Origin of the sequence: Mesorhizobium sp., assembly GCF_004962925.1 — a bacterium.
Lineage (GTDB): Bacteria > Pseudomonadota > Alphaproteobacteria > Rhizobiales > Rhizobiaceae > Mesorhizobium.
Genome location: NZ_SUEO01000001.1, coordinates 16,247 through 42,195 on the forward strand (window position 1 = coordinate 16,247; position 25,949 = coordinate 42,195).

Consider the following 25,949-nt stretch of genomic DNA (forward strand, 5'->3'; position numbering starts at 1 on the left):
TGAGGCGCACCAATCGCCGAGATGAGCGCGCTGTCCGGCCGTGCAATCCCTCATGTCTTACCCATTTCGCCCAGGGCCATTAATGTAAGGGCCGCCAAAGTCAGCACAGGATTTGTCGCCGATCCCGTCGGGAAAACGCTGGCTCCTACGACAAAAAGGTTTTTGTGGTTGTGACACCTTCCGAATTTGTCGACGACAGAGTCGCTGGGATTTTTTCCCATACGACATGTGCCCATGGGATGCGCTGCCGTGTTCCAATCATCGAGGGGGAATTTCTCCTCCCCGACGTGACTTGCCCCCATGGCGGCAAATAATTCTTTTGATATCCGGTATCCTTGCTGTAGCGCCTCTTGGGTGTATTTGTGAACAGCGTAGTGGATCTTAGGTCGGCGAATTCCAAGATCGTCCAGTTTGTCTGACAGCTCAACTCGATTGTCAGGCTGAGGAAGCTGTTCGGCCGAGAACCCGAAACGGACCAACCTCGTCAGCTTGTCGACGGTCTTATGTCTCAGAGTCTTTCCAATACTAAAAGTGGATGGTTCGGCCGGGTTTAGATTCTCTTCGACAACCGACGTTGGATTTCCTGCGCGACCCCAGCCGTCATTACCCAACGTGAGGCGGAAAGAAGCGAATTTAGACCGGTAATTCCCGTCCCGAAGTGAATCAATTCCGCAGAGTGTTTGTGGCCCTCGGAAAGGGAATATGGCTTCAGGGGCTAGGGCTAGGCACTCGCCTTGTATGTGATCCATCAAATGCTTGCCCACATACGGATCATCTTCAGCGTAGAGGCCGGAGTTGAACAAAATTTTTGGTGTCTCGATAGGATTGGCCGCCAAAATCACAGTAGTACCGGTGACAGCCCGCTCCATCTGCGGGCTCTCGGAGTCCCACTGCTTGTAGAGAACTCGAGAGATGTGACCGTCGGGGGAAGCATCTAATTTGGTAACCACGCAGCCAGTACGGATCTCCACACCATTGCGAGCGGCCCGCTTGAGGTGAACGGTTGCATCGTACTTGGCGCCCGTCGGACACAGGGGAATGCAGTTGTGATTGCCTTCGCACGCCGGCCTGCCGTCATAGGCCTCCGTATTCCGCGCCTGTGCCATGGTGATAATCTCGACCGGAAGCTCTTCACCATCCAATATTACTGTCTTCGCTCCCATGCGGGTGATTAGCGTCAGATCGCTGTAGCTTTTCGGCTGCCCAGGCATGGGGTATTTGGCGCCGTCGCGAGGGGTCAGCGCCTCCCATTCCTCGGCATTGCCGCTAACGCCGAGCTCATGCTCTGCTTTCAGATACCACGGCTTCAGATCATCGTACGACAGTGGCCAGTCAACAACGTTTGCTCCGCCGTAATCGTCGGGTGAGACCTTCGAGAGATATTTTGACCTTAGTTGAAAATCCCCCGGCATCATTCTAGGAGTGTTGCCCCGCCAGGCCCAGGTTGAGCCCCCCGCCAACCGCTGGTAGTAGCCCTTGAATGTTAAGAGGGATTTCACGGCGTCGGGCTGATCAAAATAGATCCTCGTGTCAGCCGAGCCGGGGCTTGGATAGTACCTTATACCGGCAGTGCGGAGGTAAGGAGTATTCCACGACTTGCCAGGAGCCGGATCCCAGACCCGCCGGAACTGCTCACGCTGGGCCACTCCCAAGCCGTTTTGTGCAGCTTCAAGGACCAGGATCTTCCTGCCTGTCTCTGAAAGGCCCGCCGCGCACAATGCTCCGGCAACTCCGGAGCCGATGATGACCATATCATATTCAGCCATCTGGTAGCTCCACAATTGTACCGATATCCGGAAGCAAAAGGTCAGTCGAAATAGGCAGAAGCGAATACGCAGCGCCCGCGTCCAATTTAATACCTGGCTTATTTACCCAATATCCATGAGAAAAGCTTGAGTATCCCGGAACAGGGGCGCCAATCAGCTTCCAAATTGCGGAATATTGATACTGCCCAAGGTCGCCGCCAAGTTGCCCGTTGTTTCTTCCAGTCTTGACGTCTGGCTTGGTTCTTGGGTCGTCGATAGTTGATAAGAGCCAAATCTTAACAACCTGACGGGCGGCTACACGTAGCCGCTCCGCTGCCGGATCCATTGCTGCAAGCTTTTCCGACAGTACTAGCTCATGATCTGGCTTATCTTCAACCTCTCGCCACGCTACGAGCAGTTCACGGAATTCTGCTGGATAGCTGGAGCGCAACCGCTCAAAATAAATCTCGTAGAGCTTAAGCCGCACGCCTAAGGCGTCATTTTGTTCGACCATTGCGGGCAGTTCGGCTGCGGTCAAACCCGTCAGCGTGACGGACAGGGCAATAAATGCCTCATGATCGGTGGCGTTTGCTCCTTGCGCGGCAGTGCCGACTAAAGCAGTCGCGCCGCCTAGCGCTATGGCAGTCGCGCCCTTCATGAATACTCGGCGATTGGTTTCTACCATTTGCCCCCCACGCGACTAATCGCGCGCCTTAGGTTTTATTGCGCAAATTACCAATTCCCCGCGCAACATGGATAATAAAACTCCCAAGATCCCAAGTTATACCTACCGACGTCTAACGTAAAGGGGATCGACGTCAGGATGGATCACTTGGCTATCCGGGCCGTATTCACCTTCTTCGGTTCCCTAGCCCAGTTCGAAATCGGATGGGGCCATTTGCAATGTCGAGTGTCGGCTCTTCCAGGATTTCGCGGCATCAAAATTCGAAACGGGGGCTAGGTTCGCAAAAGTCCCTCCCGAAACCGGTGTAAGGCGCTGCGGGATCCGTGCGTAGAAGAGGCCGCCGAGCAGGCCGAGCAACGCGTAGAGCACGAACATGGCCTTGATGCCGGTGAGTTGGTCGAGGCTGGATGGAGCAACAAGATCAGGGATTGCCGAAGCGAGGGCGCCTCGTTATGTCGGCCACGACTACGCGACGCCACCGACAGCCGCGGATAACGAAAGTCCCTCCGATTCAGCTTAGCTGAAAAGCAGTTTTGTCTTGTGTAACAAACTGCGTAACAGCTGACGCGAAAAGCTCAATCTTTTCAGCAGCCTAGATATGAAAACGAAAGACGCTTGGTCCGCCAACCAGTTGTAGGCCTGTTGCACGGGCTAGAACCAGAGGACCAAGAGGGTCAAGCATCTAGTGGCTAACAACGCCCTATTTCTTTCAGCGTGGCATGATTCTCCAAGGCCTACCAGCCCCCTGACGCCCGGTCCACCGCTCCCGCGTCGCCGCCACGTAGCGCGCATCGACCTGGGACCTCTCCGCCGGACGCGCGGTTGCCCGCCACAGGATTGGGCCGCGGTTCGCCGCAGCTGACAGGCTCGTTCCGTGCTATTGAACTCGAGCCGACCCTCTTGCTTTCTCCATGCTCGGCACCGCTAACTTCCTCAACCGAGCGAGCTCGAAAGGTTCTAAAGGCACGATCGGCTTTTGGGCCGTGACCATATCGGCGACTAAATGGGCTGCCCCCGGCCCGATCCCAAATCCATGGCCCGAGAAACCGCTGGCGATTACTAAGCCCGAAATCTCGTCGACCTTATCGATCACGGGCACCGCATCTGGCGTAACATCGATGGCGCATCCCCAGCTTTCTTTGACCTTGGCATTGGCAAACTCGGGGAAAACTTTCCTTAGGTTGCTCAGCCCCTCGCTAAGGATTTTTTCCGAAGGCTTTGGGTTGAGAACCCGGGTTGTTTCAAAGGGGGTGACCTGATCCGATTGCCACCTTTTCGGGGTGTTCATTTCCCTAAAGAACTGACTGCTGAAGCGAAGCCGTATTTCATTCCCTTCCGACCGAAAGGCGGGAAGAAACTGGAAGAACAAACGGAAGCTATCCGGAACGATTTGCGCGATGTTCGCGTTTTTCTGCGCAATTGTATAGCCACCGTCAAGGCGCTTGCGAAAAGCGAAATCCCGACCTGCGACCGCACACTCAGGAGGTCCGTCGAGCCGCTGCGTGCGCATGACCGATCCGATAACTTTCAATTGCGGGAAATCGATTCCCAAGTTGCCGCAGAATAGTCTAGTCCAGGCGCCGGTCGCCAGGACGACGGATTTGCAGCGAATCTCGCCATGCTCCGTTACGACGGAATGGACTGAGCCCGCCCCTGTTTCAATGCACCGCACGGCACAATCTTCAATGATCTGCCCGCCACGTGTGCGTAATGAAGCCGCCATGGCTTGCGTCGCCATGGAAGGTTCGGCGCGTCCATCGCTTTTGGTAAACAGCGCACCTTCCCAATGACCCTTGAGCGTCGGGAAACGCTCTTTCAAACCACTTTGCCTAAGTAGGGAGGAATCGAGATCATGCTCCTTGGCGAATGCTAGCCATTCTTCATACTTTTGGATGTCCTTCTGGTCTTTGCACAAATAGTAGATGCCGGTTTCGCGGAATCCTGTCTCGATACCTGTAAGCGCGTTCATTCCAGCCCATAGCTTTGTGCTGGCGATAGCCAAAGGTATCTCCGCCGGATCGCGCCCCATCTTGCGCACCCATCCCCAATTGCGGCTGGATTGCTCGCATGCAACATGGCCTTTTTCACAAACGACGACCGACAACCCTCGTTGTGCAAGGAATAGGGCGGTGGCGGTTCCGATGATGCCAGCGCCTACAACAACGACGTCCGTTCTCGCGGGTATCGGCGTGGGCGTCTGAGTTCTGAGGCGAGACATGGTGGAAACGCTCGGATCGGTCATTTGTAGGATCCATCCACAGCTCGACGAGACAGCGACCCCGTCATGGCCAATACCGTAACATAAAATGCAACCATGCCCGGATCGTCGGTTCCGACCCCTTTTGATGGCTCAAGCCGCAGCCTCCCTACGATTGCAGGGCAACGGCGAAACTCAGCTAGCGCGTCGGCGGCCGCTTGTTGCGCCGTGACACTCATTTTTTCTGCAGTTGAAATCCCCTCGATGTTCCTTGCGACTCGAGCTATTCCGTCCAGCACCGTCTTGTCGCCAAGTCTGGCCTTAGACCGGGCCTGCATAGTCTCAAGGGCATTTGATAATGCGGGGGCCATCTCGATCCAGGCAACTTCGTGTTTCGCCGCCCAAGTCTTTCCTAGTGTGATCAGTCCTGTCATTACTACGGCACTCAGGCTCGAGCCCGAGGTCCGTGCAATTGTCTTTGCAATCCGCATTAGACTCTCGCCGACGTCATCCGAATAAAGTGAATTATCGGCAAGCAACGCCTGTGAAACTGTCGCCAAGGTAGTGCCCATGTCACCGTCACCACCCGCAGCATCAAGCTTGTTGAACCGGTCTTTGCTCTCGACGAGCGCTAATGCGACGCGCCACATTGCTGCGCCCACATCTGTTCCGGTGAAGACGGTCGCCATCACGCCCTCCACAGGGGACATTGGGCAGGGGCATTCAACAAACCGAGCAGTTCATCATCGACCCGCATAACGCTCACCGAGGCGCCCGCCATTTCCATTGACGTTGCGTATTCACCAGCAAGTGAATACGCAATTTTCAGGCCCTCTGCCTCGAGCAGGTGGGCCACTTTGCGGTACAGGATATAGAGCTCTTCCAGGGGTGTGGCGCCAAGACTGTTGACCAGTACCGCTACCTTGGTTCCCCCTACGGGCTTGAGATCGTCTAACAGTCGCTCGACCATCTCTGAGGCAATTTCGTCAGCGGGTTTAAGCGCCCCGCGCCACAGTCCTTTCTCGCCATGAATACCCATGCCCATTTCAATGGCATCGTCTTCAAGCTCAAATGTCGGTTGGCCGGCCTGCGGCACTGTGCAGGCCGATAGCGCCACCCCTATGGACCGGCAACCAGCCATGGCCTTTTCAGTCACGGCTTTCACCTCTGATAGGCTAAGTCCCTTTTCCGCCGCGGCTCCAGCAACCTTGAACGCGAAGATGATCCCAGCCACACCGCGACGGGTCTCGGCTCGATGCGTGTCTGCGCTGGCGATGTCATCGGCCACAATCACGGTGGCGCAGTCCTTGCCCTCAGCGGTCAACATGTCATTGACCATGCCAAACACCATGGTGTCGCCGCCATAGTTGGCAATGACCGACAACACACCGCCGCCTTGGTCGCCCGCCTTCAGGCTTTCCGATATATCGTCATAGGATGGGCCGGCGAATACATGCCCGACAGCGCAGGCGTCCAGCAGTCCTTCTCCGACATATCCGGCAAACAGCGGCAAGTGCCCAAAGCCACCGCCGGAAACCACTCCAACTTTGCCCCTGGGCTTTTTCTTGGCCCGTTCCACGACACGGCCGTTGCTGCCGGAAATCTTGTAGGCACCCTGGTGCGCCAAGCTCATCCCCGCCAGCGCTTCATCCACATATTTCTCAGGACTGTTAATCAGCTTCTTCATGTCCTCGCTCTGCCATTCGATCGTTTCAGTGCGTATCCAGCGGACTAAAGCGACCGCGGTGTTTTCAAAACCCCTCGCCAACAGGTGGGCTCGTCATTGGCATAGGTAAATGGGGGAGGTTCGCCAGGTTGTGGAATTCAGCCGTAGCCTTCATTGGAGCTGCAACCCCGGTGGTGGCACAAACAGGCCGCCACGCTCACGTTCCAGCGTCCGTCCGATACGAAGTGCTAAGGCATCGTCGAATTTTCTGACAACAATCTGCAGGCCAGCTGGGAGGCCATTTGATGTCAATCCGACCGGGACCACAAGGCTAGCGAGATCGAGATAGTTCACCAGTCTTCCAAAATGATTGGGAGGCTGACTTTCGTCTACTTCGGCAAGCGGTAAGGGGCTTCGATGGGAGCCAGGCGCGACGAACGCGTCAAATTCTGCCGCCGCTTCCTGAAAGCCGATCTGCGCCAGACGGCGGGTTTCGAGAAGACGGTAGTAAGCCGGTCCGCTGATGTCGCGGCCGCGGCGGATGCGTTCTGCAATGATCGGATCCACCGGGCTGTCCGGATGGTCGACATAAGCGCTGAGAAGGGCATAGCTCTCGACACTCATGATTTCGCCGCCACGGCCGAGATAATCGCTGATGGACAATGGTAGAGCGATTTTGTGGAATTGGCCGCCAAGAGCCGTCAGATCGGCGATGGCGCGATCATACAGCATCCGGATGTCGGGCTCGACGCCAGCCAAATCCCGTTCGGGGAGCATTGCTATCCGCAGGCCCTTCACGCCGTCCTCGATCGTGGCAAGGGAACGCACGGAGGGGACGTGCCATGTGGCGACATCGCGGCGGTCGAGCCCCAACATAGCTTCCAACAGAAGTGCGGCGTCACGGACGGTGCGGGCCATCGGCCCGACGCTGTCATGTGTCGGGCATAACGGCACGACGCCGCCGCGCCCGACTAGCCCGACAGACGTCTTGAGGCCAACGATTCCGCACCAGGCCGAAGGGGTGCGGATGGAGCCGCCGGTATCGGTACCCAAAGCGGCGGGTGCTAGTCCAGAAGCGACCGCTACTGCCGAGCCGCTGCTTGATCCCCCAGCAACGACGTGAGTGTCCAAACCCCAAGGATTGCAGGGTGCGCCCTGAACCGGATTTGTTCCCCATCCGCCATAAGCGAACTCAACCATGTTGGTGCGGCCGATGGCGACCATGCCTGCGGATTCGAGCTTTTCGACGGCATTTGCCGATCGAGTTGGTAGCCTGTTATTGAGAGCATTGGAGCCAGCGTGCGTGCCATGACCAGCCTGATCAAAGATGTCCTTTACGGCGAGCGGCACGCCAAGCAGGGGGGACGTGGAAGTTCCTCTCGCTCGTGCTTCGTCTGCAGCCCGCGCGCGTGCCAGCGCGCCGTCCTCATCGATCTTGCAAAAGGCGTGCAGCCGGCCATCTAAGGTCGCGATGCGCCTGGTGAGTTCAGTTACGGCTTCCACGGACGATAGTTCGCGCCGAGCGAAGCGATCCGACAGTTGCTCGATTGACCAGAACGGGTCAAATATCATTGAACAAATCCTATGGTGTGCTGCTAGGCAGCCGATCCGCGACTTCCGATCACCGCGTCAACGACCAAGACTGCCGCCACGTTGACGACGACAATGAGGGACGACACAGCAAACACCGCCGGGCTAAAGGATGTGTTCGCCTGTTGGAAAAGCCAGATGGAGAGCGGGAAGACATCGACGGAGTAGAGAAAATAGCTCAGCGTGAATTCGTTGAAAGACAAGATGAAGACGAGGATGGCGCCGGAGCCGATACCCCCGCTGGCAAGCGGCAAGACGATCTCCCGAAAGACCTTGGGCGCGGAAGCACCAAGCGTCATCGCAGCCTCCTCCAACATGGGATCAATGCCGCGCATCGCCGCCATGCAGTTGCGCATGAGGAATGGCAGCCCGATAATCGAATGGGCGGCTACGATCTGAAAAATACCAAAATTGAGATCGGAGGCGCTTACCAGCACCAGCAAGGCAATTCCAAGAACAACGGCTGGAAATACCACCGGCAGGCCGATCAACTCTTCGATAACTGTCTTGCCCGCGAAACGATATCGCACCAGTGCATAGGAAGTCGGGACACCAGCAAGCACACACACAAGCGAAGTTAGGGCCGCGATTTCCAAGCTGACAAGCAGTGACTCCCGCAATCTCCCGATCCCGGCGTCCGGACCGACGAGCATTGTCCAGACCTCCTGATACCAGCGCAGTGAAAGCGCGGGTGGCGGAAACTGCAGCGTCTCGCCACTGGTAAACGAAATCACCAGGACCATGCAGATTGGTGCAAGCATCAGCGCCAGCAGCATGCAAGTGATGCCTTTGACAAGCTGCCACTCGATTCCGAAGCGCCCGGTTGCGGTCGGCATGCTCATTCCTTGATCTCCGCGTTGGTCCGGACGATGAGGCGGTTGAGCGACTGCACGGCCAGGGCCAGCAGGATCAGCAAGACCGATAGCGCTGCACCGAGCGGCCAGTTGGAAAGCGAGCCCATCTGATCGCGGATTACGACTGCAATGGTTGTCACCTTCAACCCGCCAAGCAGCAACGGCACGGCAAACGCACCCGTATTGAACCCGAAGACAAGAATGGCGCCCGCAGCCATGCCCGGCCAGGCCAACGGGAGAATTATGTGGCGATAGGTTCTGATCCGGTTTGCTCCAAGAACATTTGCTGCCTCTTCAAGCGATATAGGAATCGAGCGCAGCGCGGCGGCGGCGGGCAAGACGGCAAGCGGGATGCTCGTCTGAACGAGGCCGAGCAAGACCCCCGTGCGATTGAAGAGCAGCGAGAGGGGCCGTTCGATTCCAGTTGCGGCCGAAATTGCCTGGTTCAGGAGCCCATTCGGCCCGAGAATAGCCATCCAGCCGAAGCTTTGCACGAGCAGGCTAATGATCATCGGCAACAGAATTGCAATCAGCACGACCCGCCGGGCCAATGTCGATGTCGTCCGTGTCAGGAAAAGAGCGATCGGGAAGGCTACAAGCGTTGTTATCAGAGCGCTCAGCAGCGCCATCCAGATAGTGTCTATTATGATGCCAATGTTTCTGGCGCTGGCCAACTGCACATAGGCCTTGAGACTCCACCCTGTCCATTCGGCGTCCCGTTCTCCGACACTCATGCGCAGGACCACAAGGGCGCAGACCAACAGGAGACCGATCAGCATGCCAGATGGAATAAGAAGAAGCCCGATCTGAGGCTTGCGGATCGGCGCGTCGTTTTCCATCGATTGAAGCGGAGTGATGGAGCTCTCGATCGCGGTCATTGTCTAACGATTCTCGCTTTGCCGGGGTCGATTGTAACCCAGACGGTGTCGCCGGCGGATGAGGCAAGTCTGTTTTCGGTCGACTGCGCGATAAGTTTGTTGCCACCGCGGAGCACGATCTGCCAACGGTGGAGACCGCTGCGAAACTGCGACGAGACCACCTCGCCCTCAAAAGCACCTCCCGGATCGGCGGGATAAACGATTGTCTGCTCGGGTCGAAAGATGACAAAAGCTCCCTCACCTATATCGCCACTATTTGCGACACGAATTGTGACTCCGGCGTTGGTCTGCACGAGCGATTTCCCATCCTTCTGTTCGAGCACGCGCTCAATCCGAAGGGTGTTGGTGTCGCCGAGAAAATCGGATACGAACTTGGAATTCGGGGTTTCGTAGATTTCCTCCGGGGTCCCGGCTTGTAGGATCTTGCCAGCATTCATGATGATGACGCGGTCCGACATCATAGAAGCCGTTTCCTGATCGTGCGTGACGTAGACGGCTGCAAGGCCGAGCTGCTTTTGAATACTCCTGAGTTCGACCGCCATGTAATCGCGAAGGCGCCGGTCGAGCGCCGCCATCGGCTCATCGAAAAGGACCAGCGCCGGTTCAGTCACCAATGTCCGTGCCAAAGCTACCCGCTGAAGCTGCCCGCCGCTCAGCTCACTTGGTCGTCGTCCCGCGAATTTCTCCGGGGAGAGCTGGACGAGTTCCAAGGCTTTAGCGACCTTGGCTTCGATCAGGTTCCTGGCGAGACCCTGCATGCGTAAGCCAAAAGCCACATTTTGCTTGACGCTCATGTGGGGGAAAATTGCAAGCGACTGAAAAACCAGGCCGACGTTGCGCTGGTGCGGCGGCTTTCCCGCGACGTTTTTGCCGAGGATGCGAACCTCTCCGGCAGTTGGCAAATCCAATCCCGCAATGATGCGCATAGTCGTCGTCTTGCCGCAGCCGGAGGGACCGAGGATCGACACGATCTCCCCCGGTTGCACGTCCAGATCAATTTGGTCGACAGCTCTCACTGCACCATGAGCGAAGGTGCGTGAAAGGTTGCGAATCTCAAGGACAGGATTCTGTTCCATGTCACCTCGGAGGTCGGGCTTGTTAAAAAATGATGCGCGCTGGTGTTGGGCCGAATGGCCGGCCCAACACCGAACGTGATCTTACATCACTGCGTCGGTGTAGCGCTGGATCCAGTCGTCCCGCACACTTGCCAAATAGGCGGGATCGATCTTGTTGACGTGCTCTTTGATGACCTCGGGAGAGGGAATGAAGGGACTCTTTTTTGCACCTTCCGACAGCACCGCATCCTGATTGATCGGGCCGTACCAAACGTCTTCTGCCATCTTGCCTTGAACCTCGCCATCAAGTGCGTGATTCATGAGGGCGGCAACTACCGCGGAATCGCCCGGATGTCCCTTCGGCACGACCATGTACTGCAAGTCGACAAAAAATCCCTCGGCAAGACTGTAGGTACCGCTGACATTGAACTCGGGTTTGGAGATGAATGGCGAGAGTTCAAGGGGTGAATAAACCCCGCCCGCGTTTAGGGACTGGGAGCGGAACAGATCACCGATTTGGTTCGCGTTCGATGTGATGGTAAGGCTCTTGCCTTTGAGCTTTTTCAAAATCTCGAACCCACCATCCGGGTTGTGGATGTCGCCGCCCGCCGCCTTTGCCGCGACGATTATCAGTTCAAGCGCGTAGAGATTGTCCGGAGGCGGCAGAAAGATTTTGCCTTCATTTGCTGCGTCCCACAGGACGTCATAGGATTTGGGCGCCGACGGATAAGTCTTGGTGTTGTAGACGAGACCGTCACTCCACAAAAAGTACCCAATCCCATGACCCTTGGCACCGGTCTGATAATCAGGCAGCACGCGTGCCAGGTTGGGAACTGCGCTGGTATCCGGCTTCTCAAGCAGGCCGGCATCCGCGAGCGAATTGGCACCGAAGCCGGAAAGGATCACTACGTCATATTGCGGCTTGGATGCTGACGCCTTAATCTTTGCAATCATATCGGAGGTTGTGCCGGTGAGATCGGCAATAACCTTCGCACCAGTCTTCGCCTCGAAGGTCTTAAGGATGTTCTTGACAGCTGCCTGACCGGTAGCGTCTGACCAAGTAAGTACGCGGATCTCTTTGCCGGCAAACTGCTGGGCCGACGCCTTGCGGACCCATGGTGCTGGCAGAATCGTGGCGACTGCCGCGATCGCCGATCCGGTGAGAAATGTGCGCCGGCGAAGAGGCCGGTCGAAGATGTTGTTGTTCGACATGTTGAAGTCTCCCATTGCTGTGGCTCGCCCTGTTTCCTGATCACTTGATCAGGAGTTCGCGCCTGTTCGAGCCTGTGAGGCGCTCAACTCCCTTGCTGGTCACGACCACCGTCTCGCTGATGCCGAACCCGCAGGCCAGCGCGAGCATGTGAAAGGCCATCCCCTCCTTCAGTTCCCAATCTTCTTGTTCGTTGAAGTCGAGTGCTTCCCATTCGGCGGTCTTTGGCGGGAAGCCGATGCCGGTCGAGTAGCCGCTACGGTTATAATATTCCGGCCGGATCTTGCGGATCGGCTTTCGCACCAGCGCATCGACTTCGCGGGCTGAAGCACCAGGCTTCATAGCAGCAATGCCGGCATCCTGAGCGGCTACAACGATGTCAGCAGCCCGCCTTACCTCATCCGACGCGTGACCGATGGCCACTGTGCGCATCTGGGTTGCGTGATAGCGTTCGAGACATCCGTACAGCTCGAAAAGCACCAATTCGCCACGCTGAATGATCTTCGGGCTCCAGTTCGCGTGGCACACGTTATAGCGGTATCCGGACATGATGTGGTGTGGCAGGCCGGTATACTCGCAGCCGGCGTTGACGCCGGCCGCGAAAACCGCCGCAGCCACCTGCGCCTCCGTGGCTCCGTCGCAAATCGTCGCAAACGCGACCTGCTGCTCGATCTCGGCGATCTGTGCTGCACGTCGGATGTAACCGATCTCGGCAGCTGATTTGATCACTCGCACGCGATCGACAAGCAAGCTCGCATCCACGATGGTGGCGTCGCTAAGTCCATTGGTCAGTGCATCAGCGATTGCCGATGTCAAAAACCAGCATTTCTTCTCCAGTCCGACGCGTTTGCCGGCAATGCCGAAACGGCGCACCAAGTCGAGCGTTTTTTCCACGAGGTCGTCGCCCTCTTTCCAGGTGAAGGCGTCCGGCAGCCACGAATATTCGTCGACATTGCCCTTTTCCAGGAGTCGCAACAGCAGCTGCGGGTCACCACTCTGGGCGAGCACAAGGGTCTGGTAGGCAAAATAACCCGACGTCTGGTGTCCGGTGAGGTAGTAGATATTTTCGGGTGCGTGCAGCAAAAGAATATCGATGCCCCGCACCGACATTTCTGACTGCACCCGCGCCACGCGCGTCTTGAATTCTTCGGTCGCAAACGCTTGCCGGTTCCCGGTCATTTGCTCATCCCATGTATGTGCATTTAAAGTGCCGAAATAGAGAGCCGAAAGTGGCGGCCTTCCCGGAACGAGGTGCAGGCGGCGGGAGGGTGCTGTCTTTACCTTGCGATCCGTGAAAGCCGCCTAAGCCGCCGCTCGCCGCCGACGAGCACCCGGCCGGATCCCGGTTCCGCGACTTGGGGTGAACTTGTCGCCCGGATGTCTCAATTTCACCAATGACGACCGGGCGCTGTCCAGACGCAGCAACGGCCGCCCGCAACGATTCCAACTGCTCTAAATTGCGATCTGCCATGGGTCCCAGCCAGTCAACTCGACATCCCACTTAATCCATACTTCCATATTATGGGATTTACAACATATTTCTTTCATATAATGATAACATTTTAGACGACCTTCAATCCCATTCGAGGTGGCAGCAGCTACATGACCATTGCCCGACAGTTTGCAGATTTCCTTTTTGAGTTTCGTGCCCTCAACGGCCCTGCTGTTGAACAAGCGAAAACGGCGATGATGGACCTGACGACAGCTGCGCTCGCTGGCGCCAATGAAGATGCTACGGTCGCAACGCGAAAGGCGGCCCTGTCCGTGTGGCAGCATGGAAACTCGCCGATTTGGTTCACGCCGCATCGCACCAGCGCGGCCGGCGCAGCTCTCGTCAATTCTACAAGTGCGTCGAGCTTGGATCTGGACGATGGTCATCGCGCGGCGGCCGGACATCCCGGGGCATCGATCATCCCCGCTGTTATGGCCACGGCAGCGGAATGCAAATGTTCGACCAACCGAATACTACCCGCGATCGCGCTCGGCTATGAGATCGCCGTCCGCGTGGCTGCCTCGCGGGATTTCGGAACTCTGACGACGCTCGTTTCAGGCCCATGGGTTGGCTACGGCGCTGCCGCGGCCGCCGCTTGGTTGCGCGGCTTAGAGCCCCACGCAATCGAGCAGGCCATTGCCATAGCCGGCTCGACTGCGCCAAACCTTTCCGCGATCGCATACTCGAAGGTAATGGGCAATCACGTGAAAGAAGGCATCCCCTGGGCTACCGCTACAGCTCTGGTCGCCGTCGAACTGGCGGCCCAGGGCTTTACCGGGCCGGTCGACCTGCTTGACAACGAAAGCGTGTTCAACCGTAGTCGCCTGCTCGATGGGCTTGGAGCCGAGTGGACGATCAACGGCATTTACTTCAAGCCTTACGGCTGTTGCCGTTGGGCGCATTCCGCGATTGATGCCGTCTTGGCCCTTAAGGCGGAGCACGGGACAAATACCGCGGATATAGACGCGATAGAGATTGACACGTTCTCATGGGCACTTCGTCTGAACAATGAAGTGGCGCCACGCACGACGGAATCCGCCCAATATAGTGTCCCGTTCTGCGTGGCCATGGCACTGACAAAAGGAGCAGAGGCGATGGTGCAGATCACGGACAAGGACTTAACTCATTCCGGTACGATCGCGCTTGCGCGCCGAATTCAGTTGCGGATCGATCCTGGCTTTGACGCGACATTCCCGCAGTCCGTTCCAGCACGCGTGGTAATAAGGACGAAGAACGAGCGGCTGTTTAAGGAGGTTCTCGCCCCAATGGGTGAGCCCACAAACCCGATGGGCTGGGCCAAGTTAGAGAACAAGTTTCGAAACGTGGCACAGCCCAGACTGGAAGAGCAGCATCTGGAAATGTTTCTGGCGGCATTCCGGGATCTTCGAGATGGCGAGCTAGGTAGCCTGATGGAGACTTTGCAGCGACCAATTCCGCGCCTTCTGTCGACAGACGCCTGCGGTCGAGACAACGACCACTACCGCCTGTAGCTAGCCTCGTTGAAGACTGTCGTGATAATTGGGCGACGACCTTGTGGATCGTTTTGATCCGCTGATTGATTGAGGTGCACGTGAAGACGATGGCTGAAGGCGAGGAGAAGGCCACAGGGACCCAATTGCTCGATCGTTCCATCGCCATCTTGAATCATCTTGGAGAGCTAGGCCGTGGCGGCGCGCGCGTTTCCGATATTGCCGAAGCCTTCGGGCTAAATATGTCGACGGCACATCGCATCATCAGCGGGCTGGAGCGGCATCGCTTCATCGAGCGCGACGAGACAACAAAGCGGTACAGGCTGGGGCTAGCCCTTTTTGCGCTTGGAGCGAAGGCCGCAGACACGACGGGAATGCGACGGGTTTGTCAGCCTGCCTTGCTGCGAATTGCGGCCGAGACAGGCGATACTGTCTTTCTTATGGCTCGCAACGGCTTCAACACTGTCTGCGTCGACCGTCAAGACGGCGGCTACCGGATCGACAGCCTCACCGGACAGGTGGGTGGCCAGATACCCCTTGGTGTTGGACCCGCGAGCCAGGCGATCTTGGCAATGCTGCCACCAAAGCAAGCCGAAGTCATTCTAGAAGCCAACGCACCACAATTCGAGCGCTACCATGGATTGACGGCGAACGTGATCCGGCAGGGACTTCCAGAGATTCGCAAGCGCGGCTATGCCGTCGATGACGGGCACCTTGTGGAAGGAATTTCAGCGATAGCCGTACCAATCATCTTAGAGAGCGGAGATGTGGCCGGTGCGATCGCCATTAACATGACGAGCGCAAGGCTCCTGAGGAGCACCGCAAGAGACTTCGTTCAAATCCTTCGACGCGAGATCGCTGAAATCGAACGCACGATGAATCCACATGATGTTTCGATTGCCAGCTAGGCGGCAGCCCTACACGAGAGCTATTGGGACTTAAGCCCGTGGCTCTTGAAATATGATCGGAGGCAGAGGACGGCGAGCCCCTGCAGTAAGAGGCCGGTTGATGTGACCATGCTCGCTACAGCAGCGACGGCTGGTGTCAGCTCAACGTTGAGCGAGCGCCATATCAGGCTCGGCAATGTCAGCGTTGAGCCTTGTCCGATAAAGATCGCCACGACGGCCTCGTCGAACGAAGCCATGAAAGACAACGTGGCGCCCATGACCACAGCGGGGAGTATGAAGGGTAGGAGAATCGTACGCCACGCATAAAGCCGCGTTGCACCGAGTGTTTCCGCCGCTTCGATCAAGCCGTCATCAAAATATTCGAGAGCCGTCGAGACTGTCATATAAGTAAACGGCATGATCAAGATGGCGTGGCCCAGCGCGATTCCCAGCTTGGTGCCGATCAAACCCAGTTTCGCGAAAACGAAAAACAGGGCAATAGAAAATACGATGACTGGGATGATCAGCGGCCCCAGCGCAAGAAAGCTGATGATACGCTTGACCTTGTCGGGTAACGGATAGGTCGCCACCGCCAGGCTAACTGCACAGGGCAGCGCCAAGACAACAGCCATGAGAGCCACTTCCAGCGAGTTGATTGCCGCCCCGATCCAGATTGGGTCGCCGAGCGTCTCTCGGTACCAGTAAAACGACATGCTCGGAGGCGGGAAGGAAAGGAACTTTCCCGAAGACAGGGACATGACACCAACCACCGGAAGCGGCAGGACGAGGAAAAGCAGGACGACGCACATCCACACGCCCAAGATCACCCCGCCTTTGCCACTTTTTTCTGGAGCATCCATCATACCGCTTTCCTGTACCCGATCGCGTCCAAGATATTCGCCATCTTGCTAGAGCCTGTCGCCTCCGCAGCGACGATGGTTCGCTCTGCTCTGGCCGGTTCAAGCCCATACCTAACCAATGTCCTGAATTTCTGCTCGAGCTCATCAAGGGTCATCGGGTTTCTCGCGTCGCCTTTGGGAAAATCGACACGGCCTTCAAAGGATCCTAGCTGGCTTATGAGACGAACTCTCGACCCCGTCTGTGCCGGGAAACTTGCGTCCAAATCGCGGTCGGCCCGGACCGTCACCTTTCTGGCCAAATCGATCCGAGCAGCATCAGTGAGGTCGCCCATATCGGGGGTTAGCATGGCTTGTGCACCCTCAATCGCTGCAACAGCCAGACAATACGGTACGCTGAACTGGGCTTCGAAATTGGAAGTGGGAGACGTCTTGTTGTTTAGCCGTGCGGCGGGGCCGATAGTGTCGACAACGATCGCCTCGATTGCTTCGGCACCGACGCCATGGTTCTGCATGAGCATCAAAAGCGCGTCGATCGATGAATGGATCCATCGGCAGCAGCAATATGGCTTCGTATAGGTCGCATCGATCTTTAACGTGTTGCCGAGGCTTCTGGTAATCAGAGCACCTTTGAACAATGATGCAATGTCAAATATGTCAAGAGACGCAGTTACGCCTTGTTCGGCCAAACGCACGGCGAAATACCCGCCTAGTGTGCTCCAAGGAATGCCTTCCTTTATCTGGCCTAGCTTTGTGCTGGTACCACTGGGAATCTGGCAAGCACGATGCGTTGCTGCGATCGCTAACGCTTGTGAAAGAGCGTCGCACTCAAGGCGCCTTAAATGGCCCACACTTGCAGCGACCGCGATTGACGACCAGCGGCCGGTTGCGTAATCCCGCCGTTCGATCCGATCTGTTTGCGCTGCCGCGATACGGATACCCACTTCATACCCAACTGCGATTGCACTGAGCAGGTCGCTCTCGCTCGCACCCATGATTTCTCCCTCGGCGAGAACCGCGGGGATCACGGCAGCACCTGGGTGGCCGATGGCCTCCCGATGACCGTCATCCACGTCCAAGGCACTGGCAGCGGCGCTGTTGCAAAACGCCGCTGCACACGATGACAATCGATCTGTGGAAAACCAGACCCCTGCCCCTCCGCTCTGGAAGAGATTGGCGGCGACTGCCCGCGCAGCCTTCGCTGGATCGGTTGCGAACCCGGCGGCGGCTGCCGCGACAAGATCCGTAACGAGTTCCGCAATTTTGGCTCGTGTAAATTCGGAAGTATCGGAAATTGAGAAGCGATTGACGTAGTCCGCAACGGTTTCGACAACAAAAGTCATGACTCAACGACGCTCTACCGACATCCAACAACGCTCGTTCAGTGAACGGCTGATCGCCTCGAGGGCGAACTGGTTTGCCAATCCGTCTGCAAAGTCCGGACCTTCGGGTATCCTGGCACCGGCTATTTCGTCCCGAAAATGGCGCGCCTGACCAGTAGCGAAACAGTCTCTCCAGGTTGCAGCTTTGTCGGTACCCTCCGTAAAGGGTTTATCTATACTGATCGGTCGAAACTCTTCGTCGGGACCGCGGCAGCCAAGCACCTCGGCGAACGGCCAGGATTTGGTCATTCGCCAGCCGAGAGTGCCCTTTTCACCGCTGATGGCAACCTGGAAACCGAAGCCGGGCAATGAACTCCAACTGACGTGGAATTGTCCCTCCGCGCCATTTTCGAAGCGGCCGAGCCATGAGCAAACATCGTCGACAGTGACGTTACGCATGGTTCCGCTCATGCGGTCAGCTCGCTCATGGACCAGCGTGGCGGCGTTGGCGCATATCTCATCGATCTCTCCGACGAGCCATCTGGCAAGGTCCAAAGCATGGCATCCGTACTCCATGAAGGCGCCGCCGCCGGATCGTGCGGCGTCCATCACCCAATGGAACGGCTCATCAGGAAAAAAGAACTGAGGGAAGTTATTGGAGAACATGAAGCTGTGGATTTTTCCAGTGTAGCCGTTGTCCACGAGTTGCTTGAGCTGCCTCATAGCCGGGCTATACCTTAAGACGAAGCCTATTTTTGTGATCACGTTTGATCTGGCTGCCAAGTCGGCGAGCTCACGCGCCTCATCAACAGTCCTGGCCAAAGGTTTCTCGCACAGAACATGCACGCCGCCTTCGATGGCGGCCTTTGCAACCGCGTAATGCGTGTCCTCCGGCGTCGCGATGATGATCGCGTCTAGTCCGGCTGATAGCATTGTACGAGCGTCTCGATACACCTTGCAGCCTGACACCCTGTCGGCTAGCGATGCCGCACGATCCTGATCGGGGTCCGCCACAGCCACAATGTCTATCCCCGGCAGATGGGAGAACGACGGTACGTGCGCCCGTTCGGCCCAAAGTCCTGCGCCGGCAATTCCGATGCGGATACGATGTGAGCGAGGTTGGGAGGTCGCTGGGAGTATCATTTTGGTGCGCCACCTCGAGCCAGTATCCTGACGATCCACAAGCAGCCCAATGTGATCGCCAGAAGAATGACGCCGCCGGCGGCGGCAAACCCAAAATCGCCGAACTGCGTTACACTACGCGCTATCAATTGTGCCAGCATGGTCTGCCTCGGTCCCCCTAGCAGTGCGGGAGTGATAAAAAACCCGACACCGATGATGAAGACCACGCAACCGGCGTTGACGATCGAGGGCATCGCCAGCGGAAGATAAACAGTCGCTAGAGCGAAAACACGACTTGCGCCGAGGCCCTCCGCTGCGGCGACAAGATGGTAGGGAACCTTCCTGAGGCCAGAAAACGCCGTGAGGATGAAAACCGGCAACAAAAAATGGACCATCCCGACAATTACGGCTGTTGATGAACCTAAAAGACTAGACGGCCCCCAGCCGACAACATCGAGTAGTCTCGATAGTGGGCCTTGGGCGCCAAAGATCACCATCCAGGAGAAGGTTCGTATCAGCGAGCTGGTTAGAAAGGACAAAACCAGGACGGCCAGCATCAGCTTATTGAGCGCTCTTCGATCCGAGTGCGCAAGGCTGTATGCGACAGGGGTTCCAGCGATAGCGCAAATCGTGGCTGCTGCGACGGAGATCCAAATTGTGCGCCATGCCACCCGAAGATACGTCGGTGACGTTATCAAAGTGTCGTAGTTTGCGAATCCTAGATGAGGATCAGTCACGCTGCGCAGAGCCAGTACACCGAGCGGCACAGCGAACAAGCAAAGCACAAACAAGAGGCCGGGTCCGATAGCCACGAAATTTGCTAGCCGAGAAGATGAGGATGGCTGAGCAATCATGGCGAGACCACCGCGACCCTCTCCAGCGGCCACATTGCAGTGGCTTGTCCGCCGGCTGGAAAATCCGCCCTTGAATAGGCGGTCAGCTTGCCGAGATTGGTCTGCATTACAACTTCATGATGAGTGCCCATAAAAGTCGTCTTGATGACCACTCCATTCGTCATGACAGAAGGTGTCGCGGGCTCCTGACCGAAAACAGCGTCCTCAGGGCGGAGTACGACTTGGACGTTATGACATTCGACTGGCATAACCAGTCCACGTTTTGGCAATAAGCATTGTTGGCCGTCCGAAAGCTCCACCAGGTTAGAGTGGGCGTTTGCATCTCGAATTCGTGCGAAAACGAGATTGCTGTCCCCGATGAAGCCGGCGACGAAACTGGTTTTAGGATTGAGGTAAAGTTCCTCTGGCCTGCCGACCTGCTCTAACTGGCCGTCTTTCATGATCACGACCATCGTTGAAAGCGCGAGCGCTTCGCTCTGGTCGTGGGTGACGTGGATAAACGTTATTCCGACGTCCCGCTGCAATTGCCTTAGAAACTCTCGCATGTCGCTTCTAAGGTGCTTGTCCAGCGCGCTTAGCGGCTCATCCAGGAGGAGGACTTTTGGCCGACACACAAGCCCCCGAGCAAGCGCAACGCGCTGCTGCTGACCTCCTGACAGTGTGCCCGGATAGTTGTCTGCGCATCCAGTCAGCTGGACACGCTCTAAATATTGGTCAGCCAGCTCGCGACGTTCCCTCTTGCCTAGCTTTCGGACACGCAACGGATACTCGATGTTTTCTCGAGCGGTCAGATGGGGAAACAACGCATAGTTCTGAAAAACCATGCCGAGTTCCCGTTCCCGGGCCGGACGTCGAGTCACATCCGCCCCGGAAATCTTGATCGTGCCGGCGTCGGCGACGCTGAAGCCGGCGACGATCCGTAGTAACGTGGTCTTGCCGGACCCGCTCGGACCAAGAAGCGTGACATAAGCACCGTTTGGAATCTCCAAGTCGATCCCGCGAAGGACCTCCTTCTCTCCAAAACGCTTAGCAATGCCTCTGATAGAGATTGCGGCATCGACGGGAACGTTGTCCATCATGAATGGTCCAGGAGCCACACTGCGCTCACCCTTATTGGGTGAGCCATTCGTTGAAACGAGTCGTGACGTCACGCGCATTTTCGGCCCAATAATTGGCGCCCCATGGTACGACCTTGGTCAGATCCTGAGGGTCGATCGTGAACTTCTGACCGTTTCCCAGCAACGAGTAGGCACCTTTCAGCGCTGGCGCATATCCAATACATTTGGCGAAGTCCGCCTGGCGTTGGGGATCATGGATATGGGCGAGAAAGCGCGCTCCAACCTCGGCGTTCCCGCCTTTTGGCAGCACCCAGAGATCCGGCTTGACGATCGCCTGATCGGGTGAGAAGTCGACGTGGACCCCTTCTTTCTGCAGCGCCTTTACGCGTCCATCCCAGCCTGCGCCGATAACTGCCTCCTTTTGCTGGAGCAATGCGATCTGCTGTGTGCCGAAATCGTACCAGGCAATGTCGCTCTTGATTGTATCGAGTTTCTTCAAGGCGCGTTCGACGTCGAGTGGATAGAGTTTTGAAGGTTCAACGCCATCGGCCAGCAGCGCGATCTCGAGCACGCCGAAATCGACGACGGAATTGGAAAACAGGCGCTTGCCGGGAAACTTCTTGAGGTCGAACACGTCTGACCATGTGCGAGGTTTCTCGCCGGGGAAGGCATCGGAATTGTAAGTTACGACGATACCGAAGATTTCGGATGGAAGCGCATAAACTGTGTTATCTTTCGTGGTGACCATGCCAGGAAAGTCGACGAGCCCTCCCTTGCTCTGTAACAGTTTTAGATCAAGCGGAAGCACCCAGCCGTTCGCGACCAACTGTTGCAATTGGCCCGGATCCGATGTCGCCACGTCCCATTCGACTTTTGCCGATTCCTGCTGAGCCCGCCAAACTCCCGTATCATAGGCGGGACTACCGACGACGACCTTGATGCCGGTCTCCTTCTCGAAGGAATCGGAATAGACTTGTTTCACGCAGGCATCATAGGAGCCGCCAGAGGCTGAAATGGTCAACTTCTGTTGAGCATACGCGGGAGCCAACGACAATGCTGCGACGGCCATTCGAATAGCCAATTTCGATGCGATGGACTTCATGACTATGTTCCCCTTTTGTTGAACTTGTTAAGTTATATGCTGGCCAAATACCGCGCCGTTCTTAAGCGTGTATCGGACCAAGTTTTGGTCAATCAGATAGGGCAAATCGCGATAGGTTGGCGCATCTAGGACAACTAGGTCGGCTGGCCGGCCAACCGCTATCTTGCCGGCGATTGACGCGCCTGCGACCGCGCAAGCAGCGTTCCAAGTTGCCGCGACCAACGCCTCGGCCGGGTCCATTCGCAACCAGGAACATGCTAGGCCCATGACGAAGGGCATCGAAAGCGTCGGACTGCCCGGCCCATGATCGGTGCCAAGGGCAATCGGTACTCCGCTCTCGATGAGTTGGCGGCCGTCCGCGAACCTGGGGGCAAGCAGATAGTGACGCGTCGCCGGAAGTAAGACGGCGACCGTCTGTGCCTGGGCCAATGTTTGCGCGGTGTCTTTTCCAAGGAAGCACACATGGTCGGCTGAAACGGCGCCAAGCTCAGCTGCGAGCTCGGCGCCGCCCGCGGCGGAAAATTCGTCGGCGTGTATCTTGAATTTGAGACCGCGCCGGCCTGCTGCCTGCAATATTTGCCGTGCTTTTCCGTCGGCGAAGGCACCTAGATCACAAACAACATCGCAGAACCGTGCATAGGGAGCCACGGCTGGTAGAACCTGGTCGATGACGTATTTGGCATATTCCGCACCTCCTCCAAATCGTGCCGGCGTGCCCAAGGCGACATGGAAAGTTGAAACCAGATCGACAGGCTGGGAAGCTGAAACCTCGGCGATGATGTCCAGCGCCGCGCGCTCGCCTTCTGGGACAACCCAGTAACCGGTTTTGATTTCCGCAGTGGTTGTCCCATTCAGCAATGCCTTCGCCAGCCTTGCCACCAACGCCTGCTTCAGGTCGCTTGAGGTTGCTTCGGTGCTTTCGCGAATTGTGCGGGCGACGCCGCCGCCCTTGGAACTGATCTCACCGTAACCAGCGCCTGCGATCCGCATTGGATACTCGTCTGCCCGCGATCCGCTATAGAGCAGGTGGGTATGGCAGTCGACAAAACCAGGTACCACCGTGCCTCCGTATGCATCAAGAACCCTAGGCACTGCCCCTTTCGGCAAGCCAGCTGCCACTCGTTCGGCGGGCCCAAAATCTCTTATCCGTCCGTCAACGACATGAATTGCAGCATGCCTGATCGACTTTAGACTTCTCAGTGCACCCTTCTGAGGCCCCGGACCGAATTCATCGAGGGGTGTTAGTTCCGCGATGTTCGTGATTAGCAGCCCGCCAGAATCGCCGTTCCCGAGATCGGAATTCGGGCCGGAAGTGGCGCTGATCGACGTGGTCGGGTTATTGAACAATATAGAGCTCCCGCGGTAGTGATGTCAGGCGTTCCGAACCCGTCTCCGTCACCAGAATAGTCTCGCTGAAGGAGATGCCGTTGGCATTGACGAGCATGTGAAATATCATCCCCACCTCTAGCAACCAGGTATCGCCTGCCATAAAGTCACACACCTCCCACTCACCAGAAACCGGCGGAAAGCCGATGCCCAAGGAATAGCCAACACGCGGATAATAGGTTTTCCGAAGTCCTGCCTCTAAGACCGGTTGGCGTACAGCCGCGTCGACTTCGCCAGCAATTGCGCCTGGCTTCATGATGCTGAAGGCACGGTCTTGGCACTTTATGAGTAGATCAGCGGCCTGAGCGACTTCGGCAGTCGGCGCACCCATCACGGCAGTACGCATCATCGCTGCACTGTAACGCTTCACGCAACTCGTGATCTCGAATTTGAGGACGTCGCCGGTCTCGATCACCTTCTCGGTCGGCGTGGCATGACCGATCTTCATTCTATAACCCGATGAAAGGTAATTCGGCAGGCTTGTGTACTCGGAACCGCCTAGGACTTGTTGTTCCTGCATCGTCGCCGCGATTTCGAGTTCTTTTTTTCCGACGGCGAGGGCCTCAAGTCCTGCCCGCATCGCAATGTCGGTTATTTCGGCAGCTCGACGCGCATAAGCGATCTCCTGCGACGATTTGATGAGTCGCACGCGACCGACGATACCTGACCCATCGACTACTTTATTCGGCCTCGCAACATGGCAAAGAGCCTCGTAGTCTCTTACTGCCAAGTTGAAGCAGGTTTTTTCGACCCCGATTGGGTCGCCGGCTGCCGTCCATCCAAGTTCAGCCAGCCACCGACCGGTCACGGAGGCCGGATCTTCGTTGTCGAGATAAACGGCCTGCCGGTCGAGAGCCAGCCATGAATACTCGTCAGCATTGGTCCTTTCCAATTCACGGACCAATAACAGCGGCTCACCTTCGGCAGGGACGAACAGGACCTGGTAAGCGAAAAAGCCAGAAGTGTGATAGCCGGTGAGATAGCAGATGTTGTGTGGCGAATGCACGAGCAGGCCAACCATACCACGCTGCTGAATGGCGCCTTGGGCCTTCGCTAGCCTCTCGCGATATTCTTGAAGCGAAAACGCCATGTTCCGTCCAGTCACAGCTTACTTCCCTCCGTAATTTCTAGACTTCGTCAAGCGCAGTGGCCTGAATGGTCTCTATGACACACGATTGATTTTTCTTGTCAAGAAAATTTTCGAGCCAAGGCTGTCATCTTTTTTTTCTCCTACGTGCATGATAGTGATGCTCAACGGAGCTAGTTTCATCAGAGGTGAGGAGGCTGTCGCGACCGGAGGCTAGCGGGCAAGGAGTGATGATGGACGCACGATCCGATGTGGAGAAGCAGATCAACGGCTTGGTTGGAAAACGGCTTCGGGAAGCCCGGAAGGCCAAACGTTTCAGCCTTGAGGCGCTCGCGGGAAAGGTGGGCATGTCTGTGTCGCAGCTATCAAAGCTCGAAACGGGAAAGGCCCCAGCGTCGATCGCAGCTCTGGTGCGTTTCGGCCTAGAACTGGATCGGCCGGCGCAATATTTCCTTCAGTCGGATTCCGAAATGCCGCGCTGTTTGGGCACTTTGGTTCCATCCTGGGATCCTGAGGGCAGAGCCATCGAGATGTTCTCGAGCCTAGTCAACCAAAAGACAGGCCACGATCTTGCGATATCGGTATTTCCGGCAGGGCAACTTGGTCCCGCCGAAACTCAAGTACGGGCTCTCGTCAATGGAATCATCGATATCTTTGTCGAAAGCCTCGGGTTTTTTCAGAGCTACTCGGATCCGATCAAACTAGCATCACTCCCGTTTTGCTTCGACGATGAAATCCATCTGGAGCGATTTTCCGAGAGCTCCATGTTTGATAGAGAAGTCAGGCAGGTCCTCCGGAGCAATTCGGTCGAACTTCTAAATCCGAGTTTGAAGTGGAAGCGCGGTCCTTCCCTAGTTTTGTTATCTCAGACGCCTATTTTGTCTCCAGATGATCTTAAGGACCTGCGGATAAGATGCCCTGAAAACGATACTATGTTTCGCTATCTCGAGGTGATGGGATGTCGACCTATCGTTGTTCCGTGGAATGAAGTGGTGGACGCCTTCCAGGATCGCAAATTCGCGGCGATGATTACCAACCTCAGCCATGTCGTGAGCATGCGCTTTACGCGATTTGCTCGGTTTATGACAGCCTTGGACTATAGGCCGCTAGATCTGACATTTGCAATGAACTTAAAACGTTATCAAATTCTCGCCCCCCACATTCAAAGCGGGCTGGAGCAAGCTGCTGTCGAGGCTGCTGAATATTGTTCAAATTTGCTGGGTCACACGCGCGATCTTTTGCCCGCACTATTAGAGGAGGACGGAGCGGTTTTGTGCAATGTCGGGGTAAAAGCATGGCGCGCGAAGTCCCGCCAAGCCTTCGAAGAGATGGAAAATGAAGGCGTGTGGCGCCGGGGCTTAGTCGAACAGATGAGCGCACTGGCCCAAGCCGGAGACCCACTCGAATTTTCTTGACACGAAAATTATCGGGTA

General features: G+C 56.7%; 23 protein-coding genes. 3 read left to right on the forward strand and 20 right to left on the reverse strand.

Annotated features, from left to right (window positions below; genetic code table 11):
* Positions 1–50 precede the first annotated feature (50 nt).
* From E5W87_RS00085 to E5W87_RS00140, 12 genes are all read right to left on the reverse strand, one after another.
* Positions 51–1,766: a GMC family oxidoreductase gene (locus tag E5W87_RS00085; RefSeq protein ID WP_292392889.1), complete on the reverse strand. Its 1,716-nt coding sequence runs from the start codon at positions 1,764–1,766 to the stop codon at positions 51–53.
* A complete protein-coding gene (locus E5W87_RS00090) occupies positions 1,759–2,430 on the reverse strand; it encodes a hypothetical protein (RefSeq protein ID WP_292392891.1) in 672 nt (223 codons plus the stop codon). The genes E5W87_RS00085 and E5W87_RS00090 overlap by 8 nt, the downstream gene beginning before the upstream one ends.
* A gap of 183 nt (positions 2,431–2,613) precedes the next feature.
* Entirely contained in the window at positions 2,614–2,805 is a 192-nt protein-coding gene (locus E5W87_RS00095) for a hypothetical protein (protein WP_292392893.1), read from the reverse strand.
* A 502-nt stretch (positions 2,806–3,307) separates the two neighbouring features.
* Positions 3,308–4,672 (reverse strand): FAD-binding oxidoreductase, encoded by a 1,365-nt coding sequence (locus E5W87_RS00100; protein ID WP_292392895.1) that lies wholly within the window; start codon positions 4,670–4,672, stop codon positions 3,308–3,310.
* On the reverse strand, positions 4,669–5,316 hold the full coding sequence (locus E5W87_RS00105) for a DAK2 domain-containing protein (protein WP_292392897.1): 648 nt from the start codon (positions 5,314–5,316) through the stop codon (positions 4,669–4,671). Before E5W87_RS00105 ends, E5W87_RS00100 begins: the two co-directional genes overlap by 4 nt.
* Positions 5,316–6,314, reverse strand: a complete 999-nt coding sequence (locus E5W87_RS00110) for a dihydroxyacetone kinase subunit DhaK (RefSeq protein ID WP_292392899.1) — start codon at positions 6,312–6,314, stop codon at positions 5,316–5,318. The genes E5W87_RS00105 and E5W87_RS00110 overlap by 1 nt, the downstream gene beginning before the upstream one ends.
* A gap of 150 nt (positions 6,315–6,464) precedes the next feature.
* A complete protein-coding gene (locus E5W87_RS00115; protein ID WP_292392901.1) occupies positions 6,465–7,865 on the reverse strand; it encodes an amidase in 1,401 nt (466 codons plus the stop codon).
* 23 nt (positions 7,866–7,888) lie between these two features.
* Positions 7,889–8,725, reverse strand: coding sequence for an ABC transporter permease (locus E5W87_RS00120; RefSeq protein ID WP_292392903.1), 837 nt, complete (start codon positions 8,723–8,725; stop codon positions 7,889–7,891).
* Complete coding sequence (locus tag E5W87_RS00125) at positions 8,722–9,615, reverse strand: ABC transporter permease (RefSeq protein WP_292392905.1); 894 nt, start codon at positions 9,613–9,615, stop codon at positions 8,722–8,724. The genes E5W87_RS00120 and E5W87_RS00125 overlap by 4 nt, the downstream gene beginning before the upstream one ends.
* Positions 9,612–10,691, reverse strand: coding sequence for an ABC transporter ATP-binding protein (locus E5W87_RS00130; protein WP_292392907.1), 1,080 nt, complete (start codon positions 10,689–10,691; stop codon positions 9,612–9,614). Before E5W87_RS00130 ends, E5W87_RS00125 begins: the two co-directional genes overlap by 4 nt.
* An 81-nt stretch (positions 10,692–10,772) precedes the next feature.
* Positions 10,773–11,882, reverse strand: a complete 1,110-nt coding sequence (locus tag E5W87_RS00135) for an extracellular solute-binding protein (RefSeq protein WP_292392909.1) — start codon at positions 11,880–11,882, stop codon at positions 10,773–10,775.
* Positions 11,883–11,922: 40 nt separating this feature from the next.
* On the reverse strand, positions 11,923–13,059 hold the full coding sequence (locus E5W87_RS00140; protein WP_292392911.1) for a Xaa-Pro peptidase family protein: 1,137 nt from the start codon (positions 13,057–13,059) through the stop codon (positions 11,923–11,925).
* A gap of 423 nt (positions 13,060–13,482) precedes the next feature.
* Here E5W87_RS00140 and E5W87_RS00145 point away from each other — a divergent pair, with 423 nt between their 5' ends.
* Entirely contained in the window at positions 13,483–14,862 is a 1,380-nt protein-coding gene (locus E5W87_RS00145; RefSeq protein ID WP_292392913.1) for an MmgE/PrpD family protein, read from the forward strand.
* Between the two features lie 89 nt (positions 14,863–14,951).
* The gene (locus E5W87_RS00150) at positions 14,952–15,749 is read left to right on the forward strand and encodes an IclR family transcriptional regulator (protein ID WP_292393043.1); all 798 of its coding nucleotides are present in this window, start codon (positions 14,952–14,954) and stop codon (positions 15,747–15,749) included.
* A gap of 20 nt (positions 15,750–15,769) precedes the next feature.
* Here the strand turns inward: E5W87_RS00150 and E5W87_RS00155 are convergent, their stop codons facing one another.
* From E5W87_RS00155 to E5W87_RS00190, 8 genes are read right to left on the reverse strand one after another with little or no spacing between them, the layout of a single operon-like run.
* Positions 15,770–16,591, reverse strand: coding sequence for an ABC transporter permease (locus E5W87_RS00155; RefSeq protein WP_292392916.1), 822 nt, complete (start codon positions 16,589–16,591; stop codon positions 15,770–15,772).
* A complete protein-coding gene (locus E5W87_RS00160; protein WP_292392918.1) occupies positions 16,588–17,928 on the reverse strand; it encodes an MmgE/PrpD family protein in 1,341 nt (446 codons plus the stop codon). The genes E5W87_RS00155 and E5W87_RS00160 overlap by 4 nt, the downstream gene beginning before the upstream one ends.
* 3 nt (positions 17,929–17,931) lie before the next feature.
* Positions 17,932–19,050, reverse strand: coding sequence for a Gfo/Idh/MocA family oxidoreductase (locus E5W87_RS00165; RefSeq protein ID WP_292392920.1), 1,119 nt, complete (start codon positions 19,048–19,050; stop codon positions 17,932–17,934).
* Positions 19,047–19,883, reverse strand: a complete 837-nt coding sequence (locus E5W87_RS00170; RefSeq protein WP_292392922.1) for an ABC transporter permease — start codon at positions 19,881–19,883, stop codon at positions 19,047–19,049. The genes E5W87_RS00165 and E5W87_RS00170 overlap by 4 nt, the downstream gene beginning before the upstream one ends.
* Positions 19,880–20,962, reverse strand: a complete 1,083-nt coding sequence (locus tag E5W87_RS00175; RefSeq protein WP_292392924.1) for an ABC transporter ATP-binding protein — start codon at positions 20,960–20,962, stop codon at positions 19,880–19,882. Before E5W87_RS00175 ends, E5W87_RS00170 begins: the two co-directional genes overlap by 4 nt.
* Before the next feature lie 31 nt (positions 20,963–20,993).
* The gene (locus E5W87_RS00180; RefSeq protein WP_292392927.1) at positions 20,994–22,043 is read right to left on the reverse strand and encodes an extracellular solute-binding protein; all 1,050 of its coding nucleotides are present in this window, start codon (positions 22,041–22,043) and stop codon (positions 20,994–20,996) included.
* Positions 22,044–22,070: 27 nt separating this feature from the next.
* The gene (gene hutI / locus E5W87_RS00185; RefSeq protein WP_292392929.1) at positions 22,071–23,390 is read right to left on the reverse strand and encodes an imidazolonepropionase; all 1,320 of its coding nucleotides are present in this window, start codon (positions 23,388–23,390) and stop codon (positions 22,071–22,073) included.
* Positions 23,380–24,519, reverse strand: coding sequence for a Xaa-Pro peptidase family protein (locus tag E5W87_RS00190; RefSeq protein WP_292392931.1), 1,140 nt, complete (start codon positions 24,517–24,519; stop codon positions 23,380–23,382). Before E5W87_RS00190 ends, hutI begins: the two co-directional genes overlap by 11 nt.
* 227 nt (positions 24,520–24,746) lie before the next feature.
* On the opposite strand from E5W87_RS00190, the gene dctP reads away from it, so the two are divergent.
* Entirely contained in the window at positions 24,747–25,931 is a 1,185-nt protein-coding gene (gene dctP, locus E5W87_RS00195; protein WP_292392933.1) for a TRAP transporter substrate-binding protein DctP, read from the forward strand.
* The last annotated feature ends 18 nt before the right edge of the window (positions 25,932–25,949 follow it).

Bases quoted from the DNA above. Each gene is read 5' to 3' on its own strand.
- E5W87_RS00085 (WP_292392889.1), bottom strand. From the start codon at position 1,766: ATGGCTGAATATGATATGGTCATCATCGGCTCCGGAGTTGCCGGAGCA.
- E5W87_RS00090 (WP_292392891.1), bottom strand. From the start codon at position 2,430: ATGGTAGAAACCAATCGCCGAGTATTCATGAAGGGCGCGACTGCCATA.
- E5W87_RS00095 (WP_292392893.1), bottom strand. From the start codon at position 2,805: ATGTTCGTGCTCTACGCGTTGCTCGGCCTGCTCGGCGGCCTCTTCTAC.
- E5W87_RS00100 (WP_292392895.1), bottom strand. From the start codon at position 4,672: ATGACCGATCCGAGCGTTTCCACCATGTCTCGCCTCAGAACTCAGACG.
- E5W87_RS00105 (WP_292392897.1), bottom strand. From the start codon at position 5,316: ATGGCGACCGTCTTCACCGGAACAGATGTGGGCGCAGCAATGTGGCGC.
- E5W87_RS00110 (WP_292392899.1), bottom strand. From the start codon at position 6,314: ATGAAGAAGCTGATTAACAGTCCTGAGAAATATGTGGATGAAGCGCTG.
- E5W87_RS00115 (WP_292392901.1), bottom strand. From the start codon at position 7,865: ATGATATTTGACCCGTTCTGGTCAATCGAGCAACTGTCGGATCGCTTC.
- E5W87_RS00120 (WP_292392903.1), bottom strand. From the start codon at position 8,725: ATGAGCATGCCGACCGCAACCGGGCGCTTCGGAATCGAGTGGCAGCTT.
- E5W87_RS00125 (WP_292392905.1), bottom strand. From the start codon at position 9,615: ATGACCGCGATCGAGAGCTCCATCACTCCGCTTCAATCGATGGAAAAC.
- E5W87_RS00130 (WP_292392907.1), bottom strand. From the start codon at position 10,691: ATGGAACAGAATCCTGTCCTTGAGATTCGCAACCTTTCACGCACCTTC.
- E5W87_RS00135 (WP_292392909.1), bottom strand. From the start codon at position 11,882: ATGTCGAACAACAACATCTTCGACCGGCCTCTTCGCCGGCGCACATTT.
- E5W87_RS00140 (WP_292392911.1), bottom strand. From the start codon at position 13,059: ATGACCGGGAACCGGCAAGCGTTTGCGACCGAAGAATTCAAGACGCGC.
- E5W87_RS00145 (WP_292392913.1), top strand. From the start codon at position 13,483: ATGACCATTGCCCGACAGTTTGCAGATTTCCTTTTTGAGTTTCGTGCC.
- E5W87_RS00150 (WP_292393043.1), top strand. From the start codon at position 14,952: ATGGCTGAAGGCGAGGAGAAGGCCACAGGGACCCAATTGCTCGATCGT.
- E5W87_RS00155 (WP_292392916.1), bottom strand. From the start codon at position 16,591: ATGATGGATGCTCCAGAAAAAAGTGGCAAAGGCGGGGTGATCTTGGGC.
- E5W87_RS00160 (WP_292392918.1), bottom strand. From the start codon at position 17,928: ATGACTTTTGTTGTCGAAACCGTTGCGGACTACGTCAATCGCTTCTCA.
- E5W87_RS00165 (WP_292392920.1), bottom strand. From the start codon at position 19,050: ATGATACTCCCAGCGACCTCCCAACCTCGCTCACATCGTATCCGCATC.
- E5W87_RS00170 (WP_292392922.1), bottom strand. From the start codon at position 19,883: ATGATTGCTCAGCCATCCTCATCTTCTCGGCTAGCAAATTTCGTGGCT.
- E5W87_RS00175 (WP_292392924.1), bottom strand. From the start codon at position 20,962: ATGATGGACAACGTTCCCGTCGATGCCGCAATCTCTATCAGAGGCATT.
- E5W87_RS00180 (WP_292392927.1), bottom strand. From the start codon at position 22,043: ATGAAGTCCATCGCATCGAAATTGGCTATTCGAATGGCCGTCGCAGCA.
- E5W87_RS00190 (WP_292392931.1), bottom strand. From the start codon at position 24,519: ATGGCGTTTTCGCTTCAAGAATATCGCGAGAGGCTAGCGAAGGCCCAA.
- dctP (WP_292392933.1), top strand. From the start codon at position 24,747: ATGATGGACGCACGATCCGATGTGGAGAAGCAGATCAACGGCTTGGTT.